This window comes from Devosia sp. MDV22-iso42, from assembly GCF_058629155.1.
Genome location: NZ_JBZVWR010000006.1, coordinates 776,166 through 792,118 on the forward strand (window position 1 = coordinate 776,166; position 15,953 = coordinate 792,118).

A 15,953-nucleotide genomic window follows, 5' to 3' on the forward strand; every position below is an offset into this window, starting at 1 on the left:
CACAGGTATGCGCTCTTGATGGAAAGCACAGTGACGATGAACAAAATTCTACGTGACAAGCTCAAGAGCCTCGCTTTGGCGGCGGCCTTTGCCATGGCCGCCGTTTCCGCCGCTCCTGCCGCCGAGCGGACGCTCATGCTTTATGGCGATTCTCTGATGGCCGGCCTTGGTCTTTCCGAACAGGATGGCTTTGCCGGCCGCCTGCAGGCGGCCCTGGGCGACGAGGTGACCATCGTCAATGCCAGCGTGTCCGGCGACACCTCGGCCGATGGCCTGGCGCGGCTCGACTGGTCGCTGGGCGAGCGGCCCGATGCCGTGGTGCTCGAGCTGGGGGCCAATGACATGCTGCAGGGCCTGGACGTGGCGGCGATGCGCCGCAATCTGGCGGCCATGCTGGAGCGCTTCGTCGCGGAGGACATCCCGGTGCTGCTGGTGGGCATGCGCGCCAGCCCCAGCCTGGGCAGCGACTATGTGCAGGAATATGAGGCGGTGTTTCCCGAACTGGCTGCGCAGTTCGATACCGCATTTTACCCGTTCTTCCTGGATGGCGTGGTCAGCGACGGGACCCTCAACCAGGCCGACGGCATGCATCCCAACGCGGCCGGCGTCAGCAGAATCGTCCAGAGCATACTACCCTCTGTCCGTGCGCTGCTCGGCAGCGCCGCAGAGGGTTAGGCGCGCGTTGTCTAGAGACCGGCCGGCGGCATTGCGGCCTGTTCGGCCAGGGGCAGCGGCGCCAGCCGGATGAGGCGGAAGGCGACCAGCAAGGCCAGCAGCATGGCGCCGCCGCTGACCAGCATGACGCCGTTCCAGCTCCAGGCCGTCCAGGCATAGCCGCCAATGGTGCCCAGGACAGACGAGCCGAGGTAATAGGCAAACAGATAGATGGCGGTTGCCTGGGCGCGACCGACTACGACCCGGCGCGCCACCCAGGCGCTGGCAATGCCATGCGCCGCAAAATAGCCGATGGTGGCAATGGCGAGGCCCAGGATGATGATCGGGGTGGCCGGGACGGCCGTGAGCGCCACGCCCAGGGCCATGATGACCACGGTGGCCCAATAGACCTTGCGCCGCCCCAGGCGCTGCGCCAGCCCACCGGCAAAGGCCGAGCTCAGGCTACCCAGCAGATAGACGATGAAGATGGCCGAGATGGCGGCGTGGCTGAGCGCGAACGGCGGCAAGGCCAGGCGAAAGCCGGCATAATTGTAGAGGGTGACGAAACTGCCCATCAGCAGGAAGGCCGAGGCAAACAGCCAGGGCAGGCCCGGATCGGTAAACTGCAGCCGGAGCTTTTGCACCAGATCGCGGGCGCCGAGCCGCGAGCGGACCGAATGGCGCGGGCGCGGCAGCAGTAGTACGACCACCAGGGCGGCCAGAGCAACGGCGACGCCGAGCACGGCCAAAGCGGGGCGCCAGCCGATCCAGTCCGCCAGCACGCCGCTGACCAGCCGCCCGGCCATGCCGCCAATGGCGGTGCCGCCAATATAAAGCCCCATCGAGAAGCCCAATGCCTCAGGGTCGATCTCCTCGGCCAGATAGACCATGGACACCGCGGGCAAGCCGGACAGGGTCAGGCCCATCAGAGTGCGGATGGCGATCAACCACGCCCAGTTGGGCGCCAGGGGCAGCAGCAATCCCAGCACGGCGGTGAGCAGGACAGCCCAGATCATCAGCGTCCTGCGGCCGAGGCGGTCCGATACCCAGCTGGCCAGCAGCAGGGCGACAGCCAGGGTGGCCGTGGTGGCTGACAGGGCAAGCGAGCTCGCCCCGGCATCAAGCCCGAATTCGGCGGCAAAGATCGGCAGCAGCGGTTGCACCGAATAGAGCGAGGCAAAGACCGCAAAGGCCGACAGGAAGAACGCGATATTGGCGCGCCAGAATTCTGCGGTGCCCCGGCGGATCACGAGATCAGACGACATGGGTAACTCTCGTGCGCGATCGCATTATATCGGGACAAATACCCATTCGATGACATGTGCGCGGCACTGATCATGCGCCGCGCACCGTAGTCTCAATCCTCTTCGACGAACACTTCCTGGCGCTTCTTGCGAATGCTGGGCAGCACGGCGATGACCACGGCCAGCACGGCCAGGCCCAGCAGCGTGGCCGAGATCGGCCGCGTCACGAAGATCGTCGGATCACCACGCGAGATGATCATTGCCCGCCGCAGATGTTCTTCCAGCAAGGGCCCCAGCACGAAGCCCAGCAGGAGCGGGGCCGGTTCGCAGCCGAAGCGGATCAGCACGTAGCCGAGGATGCCGAAGAAAGCGATGGCATAGATATCGAAGATATTCTGGTTGATCGAGAAGCAGCCGATGCAGGCGAACAGCACGATGGCCGGAAACAGCGCCCGATAGGGGATGGAGAGCATCTTCACCCACAGCCCGACCAGCGGCAGGTTGAGCAGCACCAGCATGACATTGCCGATCCACATCGAGGCGATGATGCCCCAGAACAGAGCCGGCTGGTCGTTGATGACATTGGGACCGGGGGTGATGCCCTGCAAAATGAACGCCCCCACCATCAGCGCCATCACCGGATGGGCGGGGATGCCCAGCGTCATCAGCGGGATGAACGAGGTCTGTGCCGCGGCATTGTTGGCCGATTCCGGCCCGGCCACACCCTCGATGGCGCCCTTGCCGAACTGCTCGGGCGTCTTGCTCAGCCGCTTTTCGGCGGAATAGGAGGCGAACGAGGCCAGGATATGCCCGCCACCGGGCAGGATGCCCAGCACGGCGCCGAGGCCGGTGCCACGCAGCACCGGCCCGATGATGCGCCGGAAGTCATCCCTGGTCAGCCAGAGGTTCCTGACGGCCTTGACCATGACGTCGCGGTTCTTCTCGTTCTCGAGATTGCGCAGGATTTCGGCAACGCCGAAAATGCCCACGGCCACCGAAACGAAGTTGAGCCCCGAATAGAGTTCGCGCACCCCGAAGGTGAAGCGCGGCTGGCCGGTATAGATATCCTGTCCCACCATGCCGAGCAGCAGACCCAGCACGATCATGGCCAGCGCCTTGAGGATCGAGCCATGCGCCAGCGCGATCGACATCAGCAGGCCCAGCACGATCAGGGCGAAATATTCCGGCGCCCCGAAATTGAGCGCCGCTCGCGCCAGCGGCGGGGCAAAGAAGGCCAGCAGCAGCGTGCCCACCGTGCCGGCAAAGAACGAGCCGAGGGCGGCGGTCGCCAGGGCCGGACCGGCCCTGCCCTGCTTGGCCATCTGGTAGCCGTCGATGGCCGTCACCGCCGAGGAGCTTTCCCCCGGCAGGTTGATCAGGATGGCGGTGGTCGAGCCGCCATACTGGGCGCCGTAATAGATGCCGGCCAGCATGATCAGCGCCGTCGATGGTCCCAGCGTGAAGGTGATGGGCAGCAGCATGGCGATGGTGGCGGTCGGCCCGATGCCCGGCAGCACGCCGACCAGGGTGCCCAGCAGCACGCCGATGAAACAATAGAGCAGGTTGGTCGGGTCCAGCGCGACCGAAAAGCCAAGGCTCAGCGAAGCAAGCATATCCATGGCGTCTCTCCTACAGGCCGAGCCAGGGGCCGAACCAGGGCACCTGGAAGCCGAGCCCGATCTTGAAGATCAGCCCGCACATGACGGTCAGCCCGGTTGCCAGCAAGGCGGCGAACAGGGGCGAATTCATCCGGCTGGCCATGGCCGTGACGAAGGCGGAAATCACCACGACCGGCACGAAACCCAGGCCGCGAATGGCGACGGCGAAGAAGACGATAACTCCCGAGATCAGGATGAGGCCGCGCCAAGCCACCGGGTCGCGCAGCTCGATATCGGGTTTCTTCAGCCCGCTGGCCGCCACGCCGATGCCCAACATCACCAGCACCGCGCCGAGCAGCAAAGGCATGAAGCCGGGCCCCATGCGAAAGGCGGTACCGACTTCGTAATTGAGCGATTCCGCGACGAAGTAAGCGCCGAAGGCGGCAAACAGCCCGCCCGACACGAGCTCCTTGGTCGAAGCATTGATGGCCATCGGCCCCCCCACAGATTTTAGCTTGGTGCTCCGCGGCCAGGCCGCGGAGCAGGTTTGCGGATCAGTCTGCGTAGACGCCGGCGGCCTCGATGACGCCCTTCCAGAGCGCGATCTGGCTGGTGAGCGTCTCGGTCAGTGCGGCAGGCGTGGCTTCCGCGGCGGTGACCGGCACGGTGCCGAGTTCGGCGAAGCGGCTGATCACCGTCTCATTTGCCAAGGCCGCCTGCAGGGCGGTCTCGAGCCGGGCAATGATCGCCGCATCGGTGCCGGCTGGCGCGTAGAGTCCGTGCCAGACGCCGATCTCGAGCTCGAGGCCGCCTTCGGCCGTGGTGGCGAGGTCGGGCAGATTGCCCAGGCGCTCGGGCGAGGTCACGCCATAGGCTTTGACTTCGCCCGCCTGGATCTGGCTGGTGGTATTGGTGGTCTGGTCGCAGATCAGGTCCACCTGGCCGCCGATGATGTCGGTCATGGCCGGGCCGGAGCCCTGATAGGGCACGGTGGTCATCTGCGCATCCACCGCATCCATGAACAGCATGCCGCAAAGCTGGCTGGCCGAGCCGATGCCGGCATGGGCATAGGTGATGTTCTCGCCTTCGGCCTGCACATAGGCGATCAGCTCGGCCATCGTGGTGGGCGCGAAATCCTTGCGGGCAACCAGCGTCATCGGCACCGAGGTGACGAGACCGATGGTGGCAAAATCCACTGTCGGATCGTAGGGCAGGCTGCGATAGAGCGTTGGCGCCGTGGACATACCGATATGGTGCAGCAGCAGCGTATAGCCGTCATTGCTCGCCGTCGCGACCTGGCCGGCACCCAGCGTGCCGCCGGCGCCGCCGACATTCTGGATCACGACCTGCTGGCCGAGATCCTGGCTCATGACTTCGGCGACGAGGCGGGCCACCGTGTCGGTGGGGCCGCCGGCGGCGAAGGGAACGACGACGGTAATGGGCTTGGTGGGGTAGTCCTGCGCCATGGCGGTGCCGGCAAAGGTCATGCCGGCCAGCAAGGCGCCTGTGGCCAGGGTGAGTAGGGTCTTTTTCATTATTGGTCCTCCCAAATTTGCGAGGGCGCGGGCTCCCCGCCGCACCTCTGCCCTCTCCGTAGCAAGACGCGTGCCACGGCAAAAATGCAAGGCAGGTATGCAATTCGCCCGCCTCGTGCTAGCAACTTGGGCAAGAACTTGCCCATCGATGGGCGAAGATTCGGCAATTTCTTGCTCAAGGAGCGAGCTTGACCAGTCGTTTCGGCTTTCGTGACCTGCTCAATCGCCGTCAACTGGTCCTGGCGGGCGTGGCGCTGGCTGCCATTGTGCTGACCGGCTGGGCTGCCTTCGAAATTGCCCTGGCCGGCGCCATTGCCAATGCCGGCCAGCAATCGGACCGGCGGCTGGCCTTGTTCGACCGTACGCTCGAGGCGATCATCGAGCGATTTCACTACCTGCCCTCGAGCATCGCCCTGGCCGAAGAGGCGCGCTCCGTCCTCGAAAACCCGGCCGACCCCGCCCGGCGCGAGGCCGCCAATGGCTTTCTGTCCAAGCTCAACGAAACGGCCGGCGCTGGCGAGCTCTTCATCATGGCGCCCGACGGCGCCGTGGTGGCCGCCTCCAACTGGTGGGCCTATGACAGCTTTGTCGGAGAGAACCTGAGCTATCGCCCCTATTTCGAGGAGGCAATGGCCGATGGTGACGCCAAATTCTATGCCGTGGGCACGGTGACCGGGGTCGCCGGCTATTTCCTCGCCCGCCGCATTGACGGGCCCGACGGCCCGCTTGGCGTCGCGGTGACCAAGGTCAATCTCGGCGAAATCGAAGCCAATTGGTGGCGCTCAGGCGAGCTGATCGTCATCGTCGACGTCAACAATGTCACCATCCTGTCGACCCGGCCGGACTGGCGCTATCGCCCGCTCGCCACGCTCGACCCCGGAGCGGTCAGCCGCATTGCCGACCAGCGCCGCTATGGCGCGGCCGGGCTGATCGCCGCTCCCGTGGCGACAGCTGTCTGGCCGTCGCGCGGCACCCAGTTCGCCCTGTTGACCGGCGAGGACAGCGAGACCTCGGGCTATTTCATTCTCGACGAACTGCGCCTGCCCACGCATCAATGGCGCATCGTCGCCTTCACGCCGACCGGGCCGCTGTTCCGCGCCGCCTGGACGGCCGCGGCGGCCGCCGCCCTTGCCGCAGCCGCCAGCCTGCTCATCGTGCTGCTGCTGGTGCAGCGCCGGCGCATTGTCGCGCAGCGCCTGGCCGAGCATGACCGGCTGGAGCAGCGGGTGGCCGAGCGCACCGAAGACCTGCACATTGCCAATGAGGCGCTGCGCGAGGAAATCGCCGACCGCATCCGCGCCGAGAAAGCCGAGCGGGCGGCCCAGCATGGCCTGGTGCAGGCGGCCAAGCTGGCCAGCCTCGGCCAGGCCTTGGCCGGCGTGGCCCACGAGGTCAGCCAGCCGATCGCCGCCCTGCGCATGCAGACCGCCAGCGCCAAGCTGCTGGCCCGCGGCAAGGGACCCGAACTGCTGGACCTGTTGGGCGCCATGGAAGGGGTGCTCGGCCGGCTGACCGCGCTGACCGGGCACCTGAAAACCTTTGCCCGGCGGGAAACCGAAATATCGATCTGCAGCGATGTCGTCCATATCGTGCACAATGCCGTGGAGCTGGCAGGGCATCTGACCGAGGCAGGGCAGATCGTCATCGTGCTCGACGCACCGGACACCCCGCTGCTGGTCATCGGCAATCCGGTGCATATCGAACAGGTGCTGATCAATCTCATCAGCAATGCGGCCGATGCCATGGAGGGGGTCAATCATCCGCTCCTCACCATTGCCGTCGCGCAGCGCGAGCAGAGCGTGGTGCTCACCCTCAGCGATGTCGGCGGCGGCATCGATCCGGCGGTCGTTGAGACACTGTTCGACCCCTTCGTCACCACCAAGCAGCCGGGCAAGGGCCTGGGCCTGGGGCTGTCGATTTCCTGGGGCCTGATCCGGGACATGGGCGGCCGCATCCTTGTCGAGAGCTCCCCCGGCGCCGGCTCCACCTTCACCGTGGTGCTGCCGCTGGCGCCGAGCGAAACACGCCTGGAGTTCGAACCCGCATGACGCCAACGGCTGTACTGATCGTCGATGACGAGGGCATTGTCCGCAATGCCCTCAACCAGTGGCTCAGCCTGTCGGGCTTTGCCGTGAGCGCCGCGGCCAATGCGCGAGAAGCCATGGCCAAGGTCGTGGAGACCCGCCCCCTGGTGGTGATCTCGGATGTGCGCATGCCGTTCCAGAGCGGCCTCGAGCTGCTCACCGCGATCAAGGAACAGGATCCCACCATTGCCGTCATCCTGATCACCGGGCATGGCGATGTGCCCATGGCGGTCAAGGCCATGCGCGATGGCGCCTTCGACTTCCTGCAAAAGCCCTATGAACCCGAGCAACTGGTCAGCGTCATCGAGCGCGCCGCCAACCAGGCCCGGCTGCAGCGCGAACTGCTCGACCTGCGCCGGCGCCTCGACGGCGGCAGCGAACAGCTTGCCGGCCGGCTGATCGGCCCGTCCCGCGCGATGGAGGAGGTGCGCAATCTGCTGCGCGACGTCGCCGCCATCGACACCGATGTCATCGTCCAGGGCGAGACCGGCACCGGCAAGGAGGTGGTGGCCCGCTGCCTGCACGACTTTTCCAGCCGCGCCAAGGGCCCCTTCGTCGCCGTCAACTGCGCCGCCATTCCCGCCGAACTGATAGAATCCGAGCTGTTCGGCCATGAATCGGGCGCGTTCACCGGCAGCGCCGGGGTGCGGATCGGCAAGTTCGAATTCGCCAATCACGGCACGCTGCTGCTCGACGAAATCGAGGGCATGCCGCTGCTGGCCCAGGCCAAGGTGCTGCGGGTGATCCAGGAGCGGACCGTGGAACGGGTCGGCTCCAACCGGCAGATTCCGCTCGACCTGCGGATCATCGCCGCAACCAAGGTCAATCTGGAGCGCGAGGCCCAGGCCGGGCGCTTTCGCGCAGATCTCTATTTCCGGCTCCATACCGCCACCATTGACCTGCCGCCATTGCGCGAGCGGGGTGACGATGCCCTCTTTCTGTTCCAGCACTTTCTCGCGCTGGCGCAGCGGCGCTTCAACAAGCCTGAACTGCCCCTGCATCCGGCCGATATCGGTTCCATCCTCGCCCATAACTGGCCGGGCAATGTCCGCGAACTGAAGGCGGCGGCGGACCGGTTCGCCATGGGCCTGTCGCGGCGCGAGCAGTCGATGAGCGCGCTGCTGGGAGCCAATGATCCCATCGAACCGGGCCTGGCCGAACGCGTCGCCAGCTATGAGCGGCGCATCATCGAGGAGGAGTTGCGGCGCCAGAACAATTCGATTGCCGCGGTCTGCCTCGCCCTTGGCGTGCCGCGCCGCACCCTGACGGAAAAGATGACCCGGCTCGGCGTCACCCGGAGCGGACCGGACTAGTCTCCCCTGCCCGCGGTGCTGTCGCGGACAATCAGTTCCGGATCGATCATGGTCACCCGCGGCTCGGGCAGTCCATCGGGGGCGGCGATCAGCTGCAGCAGGCGTTCCACCGCCAGCTCGGTGACCATATCGACTTCGTACTTGACCGAAGAGATCGGCGTCGCCGCGTGTTCGGCAAACTCGATATTGTCGAAGCCGATGATGGCGACGTCCTTGGGCACGCGCAGATTGTTCTTCTGCGTCCAGCGCAGCGCCCCGATGGCCAGGGAGTCATTGGCGGCAAACACGGCCGTCGGGCGCACGGGCATGCTCATCAGGCGATCCATCGCCCAATAGCCTCGAATAACCGAATTGCCCAGGGGATCGGCCAGCAAGTCCATGTCGACCGCGAGGCCTGCCTCCTGATGCGCCTGAATATAGCCGTCGCGCTTTTCGAGGTTTCCCCTGGCATTGGCGGTGTCGATGATGCCGATCCGGCTATGCCCGATATCGATAAGATGGCGCACGGCCCGATAGGCGCCGCGGCGCTCGTCGATGCAGACCGCGTCAATGCCCGCGTCGGGATCGCCGACCAGCAGCACCACCGGATAATTGGCATCGCGCAGCTTGCGGATATGGGCGAGCTCTCTGTGACTTCGCGGGTAAATCAGCATGCCGTCCACCTGCCGGGAGCGGAACATCTCGATGACGCGCTTTTCCTCGTCCAGATCGTTGTTCGAAGTGGCAAACAGCGTGGAATAGCCCCGTTCGGACAGGGCCATTTCGACAGCCTGGGCCACCTGCGTCAGCGCCGGGTTGGTAATGTCGGTCAGGACCAGGCCGATGGTCTTGGTTTCCCGGTTGACCAGCGATTTGGCGACGTGGTTGGGCAGATAGTTGAGGGCTTCCGCCGCCGCGCGGATCAGGATCGAGGTCTCTTCGGGGATGCGCGGGCTCTGCCGCAGCGCCAGCGACACGGTATTGACCGAAAACCCGGTCCGGTCGGCAATGTCCTTCAAGCGAACGGTGGATTTGCCCATGATCTCAACTTACCCGCATTACCCGAACGCCCCATGGGCGGCATAGCTTGCCCAAGACGCGCATTCATCAGGTCAACAAGACAAGAGCGAAACCATAGGCAATTGTACACGCCAGAGGCTGCAGTAAACTAGACACCTTCTGCATGCAGACGGCGGATGGCCTGATATTGCAGACAGTCGGGGTGCATTTCCATCAATTCGATACGATTGCCGTCCGGATCTTCCAGCCAGGCCTGGCGGTTGCCGTCGAGCCCCGCCTTGGGTTCCGACAGCAGGGTGATGCCGGCGGCCTTGATGCGCTCGCAGGTGGCGTCGAGATCATCGATGGTCCAGCACATATGGGTCATGCCATTGGTGTGCCAGCTGGCGGGCGCCCGGTCATTTTCGGCGCCGGGGAAGATTTCCAGATACTGCTCGTCGGTGATGCGCAGATAGACCAGCCAGGTCTCGCCATCGTCGCGCTTGAGCCGCAGCATTTCGGGAAAGCCCAGCTTGTTGACGTAATAGTCCAGCGACTTTTCGAGGTCGATCACATTGATCGCGACGTGTCCGAGACTGGTAATGCCCTTCATGATTCCTCCCGCCGACATTGCGGCACCGCTACTCGTCCCCGCCAGCCAGAAGCCAGCGGACCGCCCCGATATGTCAGCAGGGGCGACCCAGTAGGAACGTTAATACGACAGGTATTATCGCAAGCCACGACGTTGTCAACAGGCTGCGTTCTGCTCAGTCCCAGTCGGGTCCCCAGGCCGGATCGATGACGCGCTGGCCGCGATCGACGGCCTCGATCGCGGCGATATCGGCGGCGTCGAGCGTCAATCGGGTGGCCAGGTAGTTGGAGCGGATGCGCTCCGCCCTGCCCGATGTGGGGATTGCGATGTAGCCCTTGGCAAATTCGAAAGCGAGCGCAACCTGCTCCGGCGTCGCGCCGTGGCGCGCAGCGATTTCGGCGATTACCGGCACGTCGCCGAGGATGCCGCGGGCGATCGGCAGGTAGCAGGTTACAGAAATTCCCCTTTCTGTGCAGTAGTTTGCCAGTTTCTTGTTCTGCATGAGAGGATTGAGTTCCACCTGATTGTTGGCAATGGGCAGGTCGCCCAGAACGATCTGGGCCGCTTCCAGCATGGCGATGGGGAAGTTGGAAACGCCGATCAGCCGGGTCAGGCCCAGGGCATGGGCCTCGGCCAGCTGCTCGATATAGACCGGCAGGGGCACGGCATTGTGGGGCGAGGGCCAGTGGATCAACGCCAGATCGAGCCGCTCCACCTGCAGGTTGTCGAGGCTCTGGCGCAGCGAGGCAACCAGCGCGCCGGGCCCCAGATTGCCGGTGGCAACCTTGGTGGTGACGAAGACCGCCGAACGTGGCAGGTCCGACCGGCTCAGCGCCTGGCCCACCTCTTTTTCGGTGCCGTAGTCCTGCGCGGTGTCCAGATGCCGATAGCCGGTTTCCAGCGCCACCAACATTGCCGCGATGCCGGCCTCCCCCGTGCGGCCATAAGTGCCGAAGCCCATTTGCGGTATATCATATTGATTTTTCATTGTTTTCCTCCCTCCTCCAGGAATTTCCGGTCGCCGCACTGGACCATTGGGCAATCGAAACAACGCGCGGACAAGCGAAAAGACTATTGACGTATCGTGTGGGACAAATCTAGTTTAACGCTAATACTGCCCGCAAGAGCTGTTGCGTCGAAGAGCGGAAAATCCGCCGCGACGTGCAAGGGAGGACGAGCATGACCCTTCGGTGGAGCCGATGGTCACCACAACTGGCCTTGCTGCCAGCTGGACTGGTGACTCTGGTTGCCTTCATTGGCGCCATTCTATGGACCGTCTATCTGTCGCTGACGCGCAGCCGCCGGCTGCCGGAATACGCGATCGACTGGTCCGAATGGGGTCGCCAGTACGAGCGGCTGTTCAACGACGATGCCTGGCAGATCTCGCTGCAGAACCTCATCGTGCTCGGCCTGGGGAGCGCGCTCGCCATCGTCTTCGGCTTCATTCTGGCCGCGATGATCGACCGGGAGAAGCGCGGCGAAAGCATCTTCCGCACCGTCTTTCTCTATCCGCTGGCCATTTCGCTCATCGTCACCGGCGCGGCCTGGCGCTGGATGTTCAATCCCGAACTGGGCGTGGAGCATTTCATTCACTCCATCGGCCTGACCTGGGTCAATGCCAGCTGGCTGGCCCGGCCGGAAACCGCCATGTATGGCGTCATTCTCGCCTCGGTGTGGCAGAGCGCCGGCTTCTATATGGCGCTGATGCTGGCGGGCCTGAAGTCGATCAATTCGGAGATCTGGAGCGCGGCACGCCTCGATGGCGTCGGCCTGTTCCGCCTCTATACCGAGATCATCATCCCGATGATGAAGTTCACCTTCGTCACCTGCGCCATCCTGCTCTCGCTGGGCGTGATCAAGGCCTATGACGTCATCGTCGCGATGACCAATGGCGGGCCGGGGCAATCGACCTATGTGCCGGCCTATTTCACCATCCAGGCGCTGTCGGCCAAGGGCAATCTCGGCTTCGCCTCGGCCGCCGCCGTGATGATGCTGCTGATCACCGCGATGATCTTCCTGCCGCTGGTGCTGCTCACTGCCTGGCAGCAGCGCCGTTCGGGGGCCGCGCGATGACCGATCTTACCACGGCGCAGCAGGGCCTCGGCGCCGATATCGCGGTGCGCAGCGCGCCCTATTTCCCGCGCAAGAAAAAGGCGATCACCGGCCGCTCCATGGCGATTGTCGCGTTCCTGGCCATCTGCGCGCTGTTCTTCTGCGTGCCGCTCTACGTGGTGATCGTCACCTCGTTCAAGACCATGGACCAGATCCGCGAGGGTGCCATGTTCGCGCTGCCCAATGTGTGGACGCTGGAGGCCTGGGATCACGCCTGGAACAGCGCCTGCTCGGGCACGCGATGCGAGGGGCTCAAGGTGGGGTTCTGGAACTCGGTATCGATCCTGATCCCCTCGCTGATCCTGTCGATCGGGCTGTCCATCGTTACCGGCTATGCGCTGGCGCTGTGGAATGTCCGCTGGGCCGGGCCGTTTCTCTTCGTGCTGTTCATCTGCGCCTTCGTGCCGTTCCAGATCATCATGTTCCCGCTGATCTCGATGACGGCAACGCTCAAGGTCTATGGCAGCATCTGGGGCGTGGCGCTCATCCACGCCATCCTGGCCATGCCGGTGCTGACGCTGATCTTCCGCAATTACTACAAGGACATTCCCCAGGAGATCATGAGCGCGGCCGTGATGGACAGCGGCTCGTTCTGGAAGATCTTCTTCGAGATCATCCTGCCGATGAGCGGCAATATCCTGATCGTGGTGCTGATCCTGCAGATCACCTCGATCTGGAACGACTACCTGATCGGGGTGACCTTCGGCGGCATGGGCGCGCAACCGATGACGGTGAACCTGGCCAACCTGATCACCATCTCGACCGGCACCGTTCGCTACAACGACAATATGGCGGCCGCCCTGCTCACCGCCATTCCGCCCCTCGTCATCTATTTCTTCGTCGGCAAGCTCTTCGTCCAGGGCATTACCGCCGGCGCCATCAAGGGTTGATCGACATGCCGCGTGTCAGCTTCGAGCACATCACCAAGAATTACGGCGCGATGAAGGTCCTCGACGACCTCAACCTGGCCATCGACGACGGCGATTTCCTGGTGCTGCTGGGGCCATCCGGCTGCGGCAAGACCACGCTGCTCAACCTGCTGGCCGGCCTGCTCGACGTCACCGATGGCCGCATCATGATCGGCGAACGCGACGTGACCGATCTCGATCCAAAGGATCGTGGCCTGGCCATGGTGTTCCAGTCCTATGCGCTCTACCCGACCAAGACGGTGCACGGAAACCTCAAATTCGGGCTCTCGGCCAGCAAGCTGCCACGCGAGGAGATCGAGCAGCGCATCGCCTGGGCGGCCAGGCTGCTGCAGATCGAGCCGCTGCTGCATCGCAAGCCGGGCCAGCTGTCGGGCGGCCAGCGCCAGCGCGTCGCCATCGGCAGGGCGCTGGTGAAGAATGTGGGCGTCTTCCTGTTCGACGAGCCACTGTCCAACCTGGACGCCAAGCTGCGCACCGAGATGCGGCTCGAGATCAAGAAACTGCACGACCAGCTCAAGTCCACCATCGTCTATGTCACGCATGACCAGATCGAGGCCATGACCATGGCCACCAAGATCGCGGTGATGAATGGCGGCGTGATCCAGCAGTTCGGCACGCCGGACGAAATCTACGAGCGGCCGGCCAACCTGTTCGTGGCCGGCTTCATCGGCTCGCCGGCGATGAACCTGCGCCAGGCCCGGCTCAGCGTCGTCGTCGGGAAGGTCGAGGCGGTGTTCGGCTCTGGCGTACGCCTTGATGTGTCGGACTATCCGTTTGCCAGCCCGCCCCAGGACGGCGCCGAGGTCATTGCCGGCCTGCGGCCTGAACACTTCGTGCTCACGGCTAGTGGGCCGGTCGCCGCCACCTTCACGGTGCCAGTGCAATATGCCGAGCGCACCGGCCCTGATGCCAGCGCCTATTTCAGTTTCGAAGGCGAACTGCTTGCCCTGCGCGTCGAGCCTGACGCAGCGGCAAAGCTGACGCCTGGCCAGTCTATGACGGTCAGCTATCTCAGGGGCAAGGCCAACCTGTTCGATGCCCGCACAGGGCAGAGAATGTAAGCAATAACAAGGGAGAGAGAACGATGTCTACCAAGAGACTTGCCGGCTTCGTCACCGGCCTGTTGCTGAGCACCGCTTCGTTCGGTGCCATGGCGACCGACCTGGTCATCTACCACAGCTGGTCGGCGCCGCCGGAAATCGCCGCCCTCAACGTCATCAAGTCCGGCATCGAGGCCAAGGGCCATACCTGGACCGACATCGCCATCCCGCACGATACCGGCTCCAATGTGAACCTGATGAGCCTGATCACCGGCGGTCAGCCGCCCAATGTGTTCATGGAATCCAATCCTGGCGTCTATCGCGACATTGCGGGCATGGGGCTGGGCTTCCCGCTGACGCAGTGGTTCAACGACAATGGCATTGTCGACAAGCTGCCCGCCGCGGTCGCCGCCTCGATCTCGGTGGATGGCGAGATCGTCAAGGTGCCGCAGGCGCTGCATATCGACGGCATGGTCTATTACAATATGGAGGTCGCCAAGGCCGCCGGCGTCGACCCGACCAGTTGGACCTCGGTGGACGCCATGTTCGCCGATTTCCCCAAGATCCGCGACGCCGGCTACGCCCCGCTCGCCGTGGGCAGCCAGCCCTTCCAGGTTGGTTACCTGACCCATGCACTGGTCGCGGCAGTGGCCGGACCGGACATCTACAGGAAGCTCTATGGCGAGGAGGTCGACCCCACCGCCCTGGACGATCCGGCCTTCGCCAGGACGCTCGAAACCCTGCGCCTCTTCGCCAACGAGGCCGGTCCGGAGGCGCAGAACCGCCCCTGGAACGAAACGACCAATGAGGTGATCACCGGCAAGGCGCTGATGCAGATCCATGGCGACTGGATGAAGGGCGAATGGCTGGGCGCCGGCAAGGTTGCCGGCTCCGATTTTGGCTGTATCGAGATCCCTGGTGCCCAGGCCGTCGTGGTGACCGTCGATGCCTGGGGCCTGCTTGGCGGTACTGCCGAGGACGTCAAGACGGCCGAGCTCGACTTTGCCGCCGAAGTACTCGATCCGGGTGAACAGGCCAAGTTTGCCGCGGCCAAGGGCTCGACCCCGGTGCGCCTGGACGCCCCGGCCGAAAGCCTCGACGCCTGTTCCACCGAAGTGCTGCGCATTCTCGAAGACCCGGCGCAGCAGGTGCAGAACCCGCACAATACCGCCGACGCCGACTGGCAGGATTCGATCTGGAACGTTGTCTTCAACTTCTGGAGCGATCCCGACATGACCGTCGAAGACGCCATCGCCCAGATGCATGAGAACTACGAGACCATCCTGGGCTGACACAAGTCCCTCCCGGGCCGGCGACCGCAATGGCCGCCGGCCTCCCCCATGACCTGAAATGGACCCATGCTATGGATAAGCGCCTGTTGGATGAAGACGAGGTGATGCAGATCTGCTTCGTCACCGACGATGTGGTGAAATCGGCGCAGTGGTTTGCCGACCTCACCGGCAAGCCCCTGCCCAAGGAAGGCAGGGCGGCCGAGCCGGCCGAGGCCAAGGCCATCTATAATGGCCAGCCGGCCGATGTCGGCTGCCGCATCATGATGTTCAAGTTCGGCAATATCGATGTCGAATTCCTGCAGCCGGGTCCGGAAAAGAGCGCCTGGCGCGACCTGCTCGAGCAAAAGGGCCCCGGCTGCCACCACATCGCCTTCCGCACCCGCAACCTCACCAAACGCGACGCCTATCTCGGATCCAGGGGTCACAAGCTGCTGCAGCGCGGCGAGTTCGACGGCGGCCACGGGCGCTATGCCTATTACGACACGGTCAAGGATCTGGGCGTGATGATCGAGCTGCTTGAATTTGACAAGGACAAGGAACCCCAACCCTAGCCCCGTGCCCCTCTTCCCGGGCGAAGCCGAT

The 15,953-nt window shown here is 64.3% G+C and carries 15 protein-coding genes; 8 read left to right on the forward strand and 7 right to left on the reverse strand.

What is annotated here, in order from left to right; translation table 11 throughout:
• Positions 1-36: 36 nt before the first annotated feature.
• On the forward strand, positions 37-675 hold the full coding sequence (locus AC4NN3_RS05425) for an arylesterase (protein WP_491926467.1): 639 nt from the start codon (positions 37-39) through the stop codon (positions 673-675).
• A gap of 11 nt (positions 676-686) precedes the next feature.
• Here the strand turns inward: AC4NN3_RS05425 and AC4NN3_RS05430 are convergent, their stop codons facing one another.
• The 4 genes from AC4NN3_RS05430 to AC4NN3_RS05445 all read right to left on the reverse strand — a co-directional run bounded on the left by AC4NN3_RS05430 (position 687) and on the right by AC4NN3_RS05445 (position 5,031).
• A complete protein-coding gene (locus AC4NN3_RS05430) occupies positions 687-1,919 on the reverse strand; it encodes an MFS transporter (RefSeq protein ID WP_491926067.1) in 1,233 nt (410 codons plus the stop codon).
• Positions 1,920-2,011: 92 nt separating this feature from the next.
• Positions 2,012-3,517, reverse strand: a complete 1,506-nt coding sequence (locus AC4NN3_RS05435) for a tripartite tricarboxylate transporter permease (RefSeq protein WP_491926068.1) — start codon at positions 3,515-3,517, stop codon at positions 2,012-2,014.
• A gap of 10 nt (positions 3,518-3,527) precedes the next feature.
• Positions 3,528-3,989, reverse strand: coding sequence for a tripartite tricarboxylate transporter TctB family protein (locus tag AC4NN3_RS05440; RefSeq protein WP_491926069.1), 462 nt, complete (start codon positions 3,987-3,989; stop codon positions 3,528-3,530).
• A gap of 61 nt (positions 3,990-4,050) precedes the next feature.
• On the reverse strand, positions 4,051-5,031 hold the full coding sequence (locus AC4NN3_RS05445; RefSeq protein WP_491926070.1) for a tripartite tricarboxylate transporter substrate-binding protein: 981 nt from the start codon (positions 5,029-5,031) through the stop codon (positions 4,051-4,053).
• Between the two features lie 188 nt (positions 5,032-5,219).
• Here AC4NN3_RS05445 and AC4NN3_RS05450 point away from each other — a divergent pair, with 188 nt between their 5' ends.
• Both AC4NN3_RS05450 and AC4NN3_RS05455 read left to right on the forward strand, forming a co-directional pair.
• Entirely contained in the window at positions 5,220-7,079 is a 1,860-nt protein-coding gene (locus AC4NN3_RS05450; RefSeq protein ID WP_491926071.1) for an ATP-binding protein, read from the forward strand.
• Positions 7,076-8,428: a sigma-54-dependent transcriptional regulator gene (locus AC4NN3_RS05455; protein WP_491926072.1), complete on the forward strand. Its 1,353-nt coding sequence runs from the start codon at positions 7,076-7,078 to the stop codon at positions 8,426-8,428. Before AC4NN3_RS05450 ends, AC4NN3_RS05455 begins: the two co-directional genes overlap by 4 nt.
• Here AC4NN3_RS05455 and AC4NN3_RS05460 read toward each other — a convergent pair.
• The 3 genes from AC4NN3_RS05460 to AC4NN3_RS05470 form a co-directional block, all read right to left on the reverse strand.
• Positions 8,425-9,447 carry a LacI family DNA-binding transcriptional regulator gene (locus tag AC4NN3_RS05460; protein ID WP_491926073.1) on the reverse strand — a complete coding sequence of 341 codons (1,023 nt, stop codon included), beginning with the start codon at positions 9,445-9,447 and terminating at the stop codon, positions 8,425-8,427. The genes AC4NN3_RS05455 and AC4NN3_RS05460 overlap by 4 nt on opposite strands.
• Before the next feature lie 128 nt (positions 9,448-9,575).
• Positions 9,576-10,019 (reverse strand): VOC family protein, encoded by a 444-nt coding sequence (locus tag AC4NN3_RS05465; protein ID WP_491926074.1) that lies wholly within the window; start codon positions 10,017-10,019, stop codon positions 9,576-9,578.
• Between the two features lie 154 nt (positions 10,020-10,173).
• Positions 10,174-10,986, reverse strand: a complete 813-nt coding sequence (locus AC4NN3_RS05470) for an aldo/keto reductase (protein ID WP_491926075.1) — start codon at positions 10,984-10,986, stop codon at positions 10,174-10,176.
• Positions 10,987-11,177: 191 nt separating this feature from the next.
• Here AC4NN3_RS05470 and AC4NN3_RS05475 point away from each other — a divergent pair, with 191 nt between their 5' ends.
• The 5 genes from AC4NN3_RS05475 (at position 11,178) to AC4NN3_RS05495 (ending at position 15,922) form a co-directional block, all read left to right on the forward strand.
• Complete coding sequence (locus tag AC4NN3_RS05475) at positions 11,178-12,071, forward strand: carbohydrate ABC transporter permease (protein WP_491926076.1); 894 nt, start codon at positions 11,178-11,180, stop codon at positions 12,069-12,071.
• Positions 12,068-13,000 carry a carbohydrate ABC transporter permease gene (locus AC4NN3_RS05480; RefSeq protein WP_491926077.1) on the forward strand — a complete coding sequence of 311 codons (933 nt, stop codon included), beginning with the start codon at positions 12,068-12,070 and terminating at the stop codon, positions 12,998-13,000. Before AC4NN3_RS05475 ends, AC4NN3_RS05480 begins: the two co-directional genes overlap by 4 nt.
• Before the next feature lie 5 nt (positions 13,001-13,005).
• A complete protein-coding gene (locus AC4NN3_RS05485; protein WP_491926078.1) occupies positions 13,006-14,100 on the forward strand; it encodes an ABC transporter ATP-binding protein in 1,095 nt (364 codons plus the stop codon).
• A 23-nt stretch (positions 14,101-14,123) separates the two neighbouring features.
• Positions 14,124-15,371, forward strand: coding sequence for an ABC transporter substrate-binding protein (locus AC4NN3_RS05490; RefSeq protein WP_491926079.1), 1,248 nt, complete (start codon positions 14,124-14,126; stop codon positions 15,369-15,371).
• A gap of 71 nt (positions 15,372-15,442) precedes the next feature.
• Entirely contained in the window at positions 15,443-15,922 is a 480-nt protein-coding gene (locus AC4NN3_RS05495) for a VOC family protein (protein ID WP_491926080.1), read from the forward strand.
• Positions 15,923-15,953 lie beyond the last annotated feature (31 nt).

Bases quoted from the DNA above. Each gene is read 5' to 3' on its own strand.
- AC4NN3_RS05470 (WP_491926075.1), bottom strand. From the start codon at position 10,986: ATGAAAAATCAATATGATATACCGCAAATGGGCTTCGGCACTTATGGC.
- AC4NN3_RS05490 (WP_491926079.1), top strand. From the start codon at position 14,124: ATGTCTACCAAGAGACTTGCCGGCTTCGTCACCGGCCTGTTGCTGAGC.
- AC4NN3_RS05425 (WP_491926467.1), top strand. From the start codon at position 37: ATGAACAAAATTCTACGTGACAAGCTCAAGAGCCTCGCTTTGGCGGCG.
- AC4NN3_RS05495 (WP_491926080.1), top strand. From the start codon at position 15,443: ATGGATAAGCGCCTGTTGGATGAAGACGAGGTGATGCAGATCTGCTTC.
- AC4NN3_RS05430 (WP_491926067.1), bottom strand. From the start codon at position 1,919: ATGTCGTCTGATCTCGTGATCCGCCGGGGCACCGCAGAATTCTGGCGC.
- AC4NN3_RS05475 (WP_491926076.1), top strand. From the start codon at position 11,178: ATGACCCTTCGGTGGAGCCGATGGTCACCACAACTGGCCTTGCTGCCA.
- AC4NN3_RS05480 (WP_491926077.1), top strand. From the start codon at position 12,068: ATGACCGATCTTACCACGGCGCAGCAGGGCCTCGGCGCCGATATCGCG.
- AC4NN3_RS05460 (WP_491926073.1), bottom strand. From the start codon at position 9,447: ATGGGCAAATCCACCGTTCGCTTGAAGGACATTGCCGACCGGACCGGG.
- AC4NN3_RS05445 (WP_491926070.1), bottom strand. From the start codon at position 5,031: ATGAAAAAGACCCTACTCACCCTGGCCACAGGCGCCTTGCTGGCCGGC.
- AC4NN3_RS05485 (WP_491926078.1), top strand. From the start codon at position 13,006: ATGCCGCGTGTCAGCTTCGAGCACATCACCAAGAATTACGGCGCGATG.
- AC4NN3_RS05435 (WP_491926068.1), bottom strand. From the start codon at position 3,517: ATGGATATGCTTGCTTCGCTGAGCCTTGGCTTTTCGGTCGCGCTGGAC.
- AC4NN3_RS05455 (WP_491926072.1), top strand. From the start codon at position 7,076: ATGACGCCAACGGCTGTACTGATCGTCGATGACGAGGGCATTGTCCGC.
- AC4NN3_RS05465 (WP_491926074.1), bottom strand. From the start codon at position 10,019: ATGAAGGGCATTACCAGTCTCGGACACGTCGCGATCAATGTGATCGAC.
- AC4NN3_RS05440 (WP_491926069.1), bottom strand. From the start codon at position 3,989: ATGGCCATCAATGCTTCGACCAAGGAGCTCGTGTCGGGCGGGCTGTTT.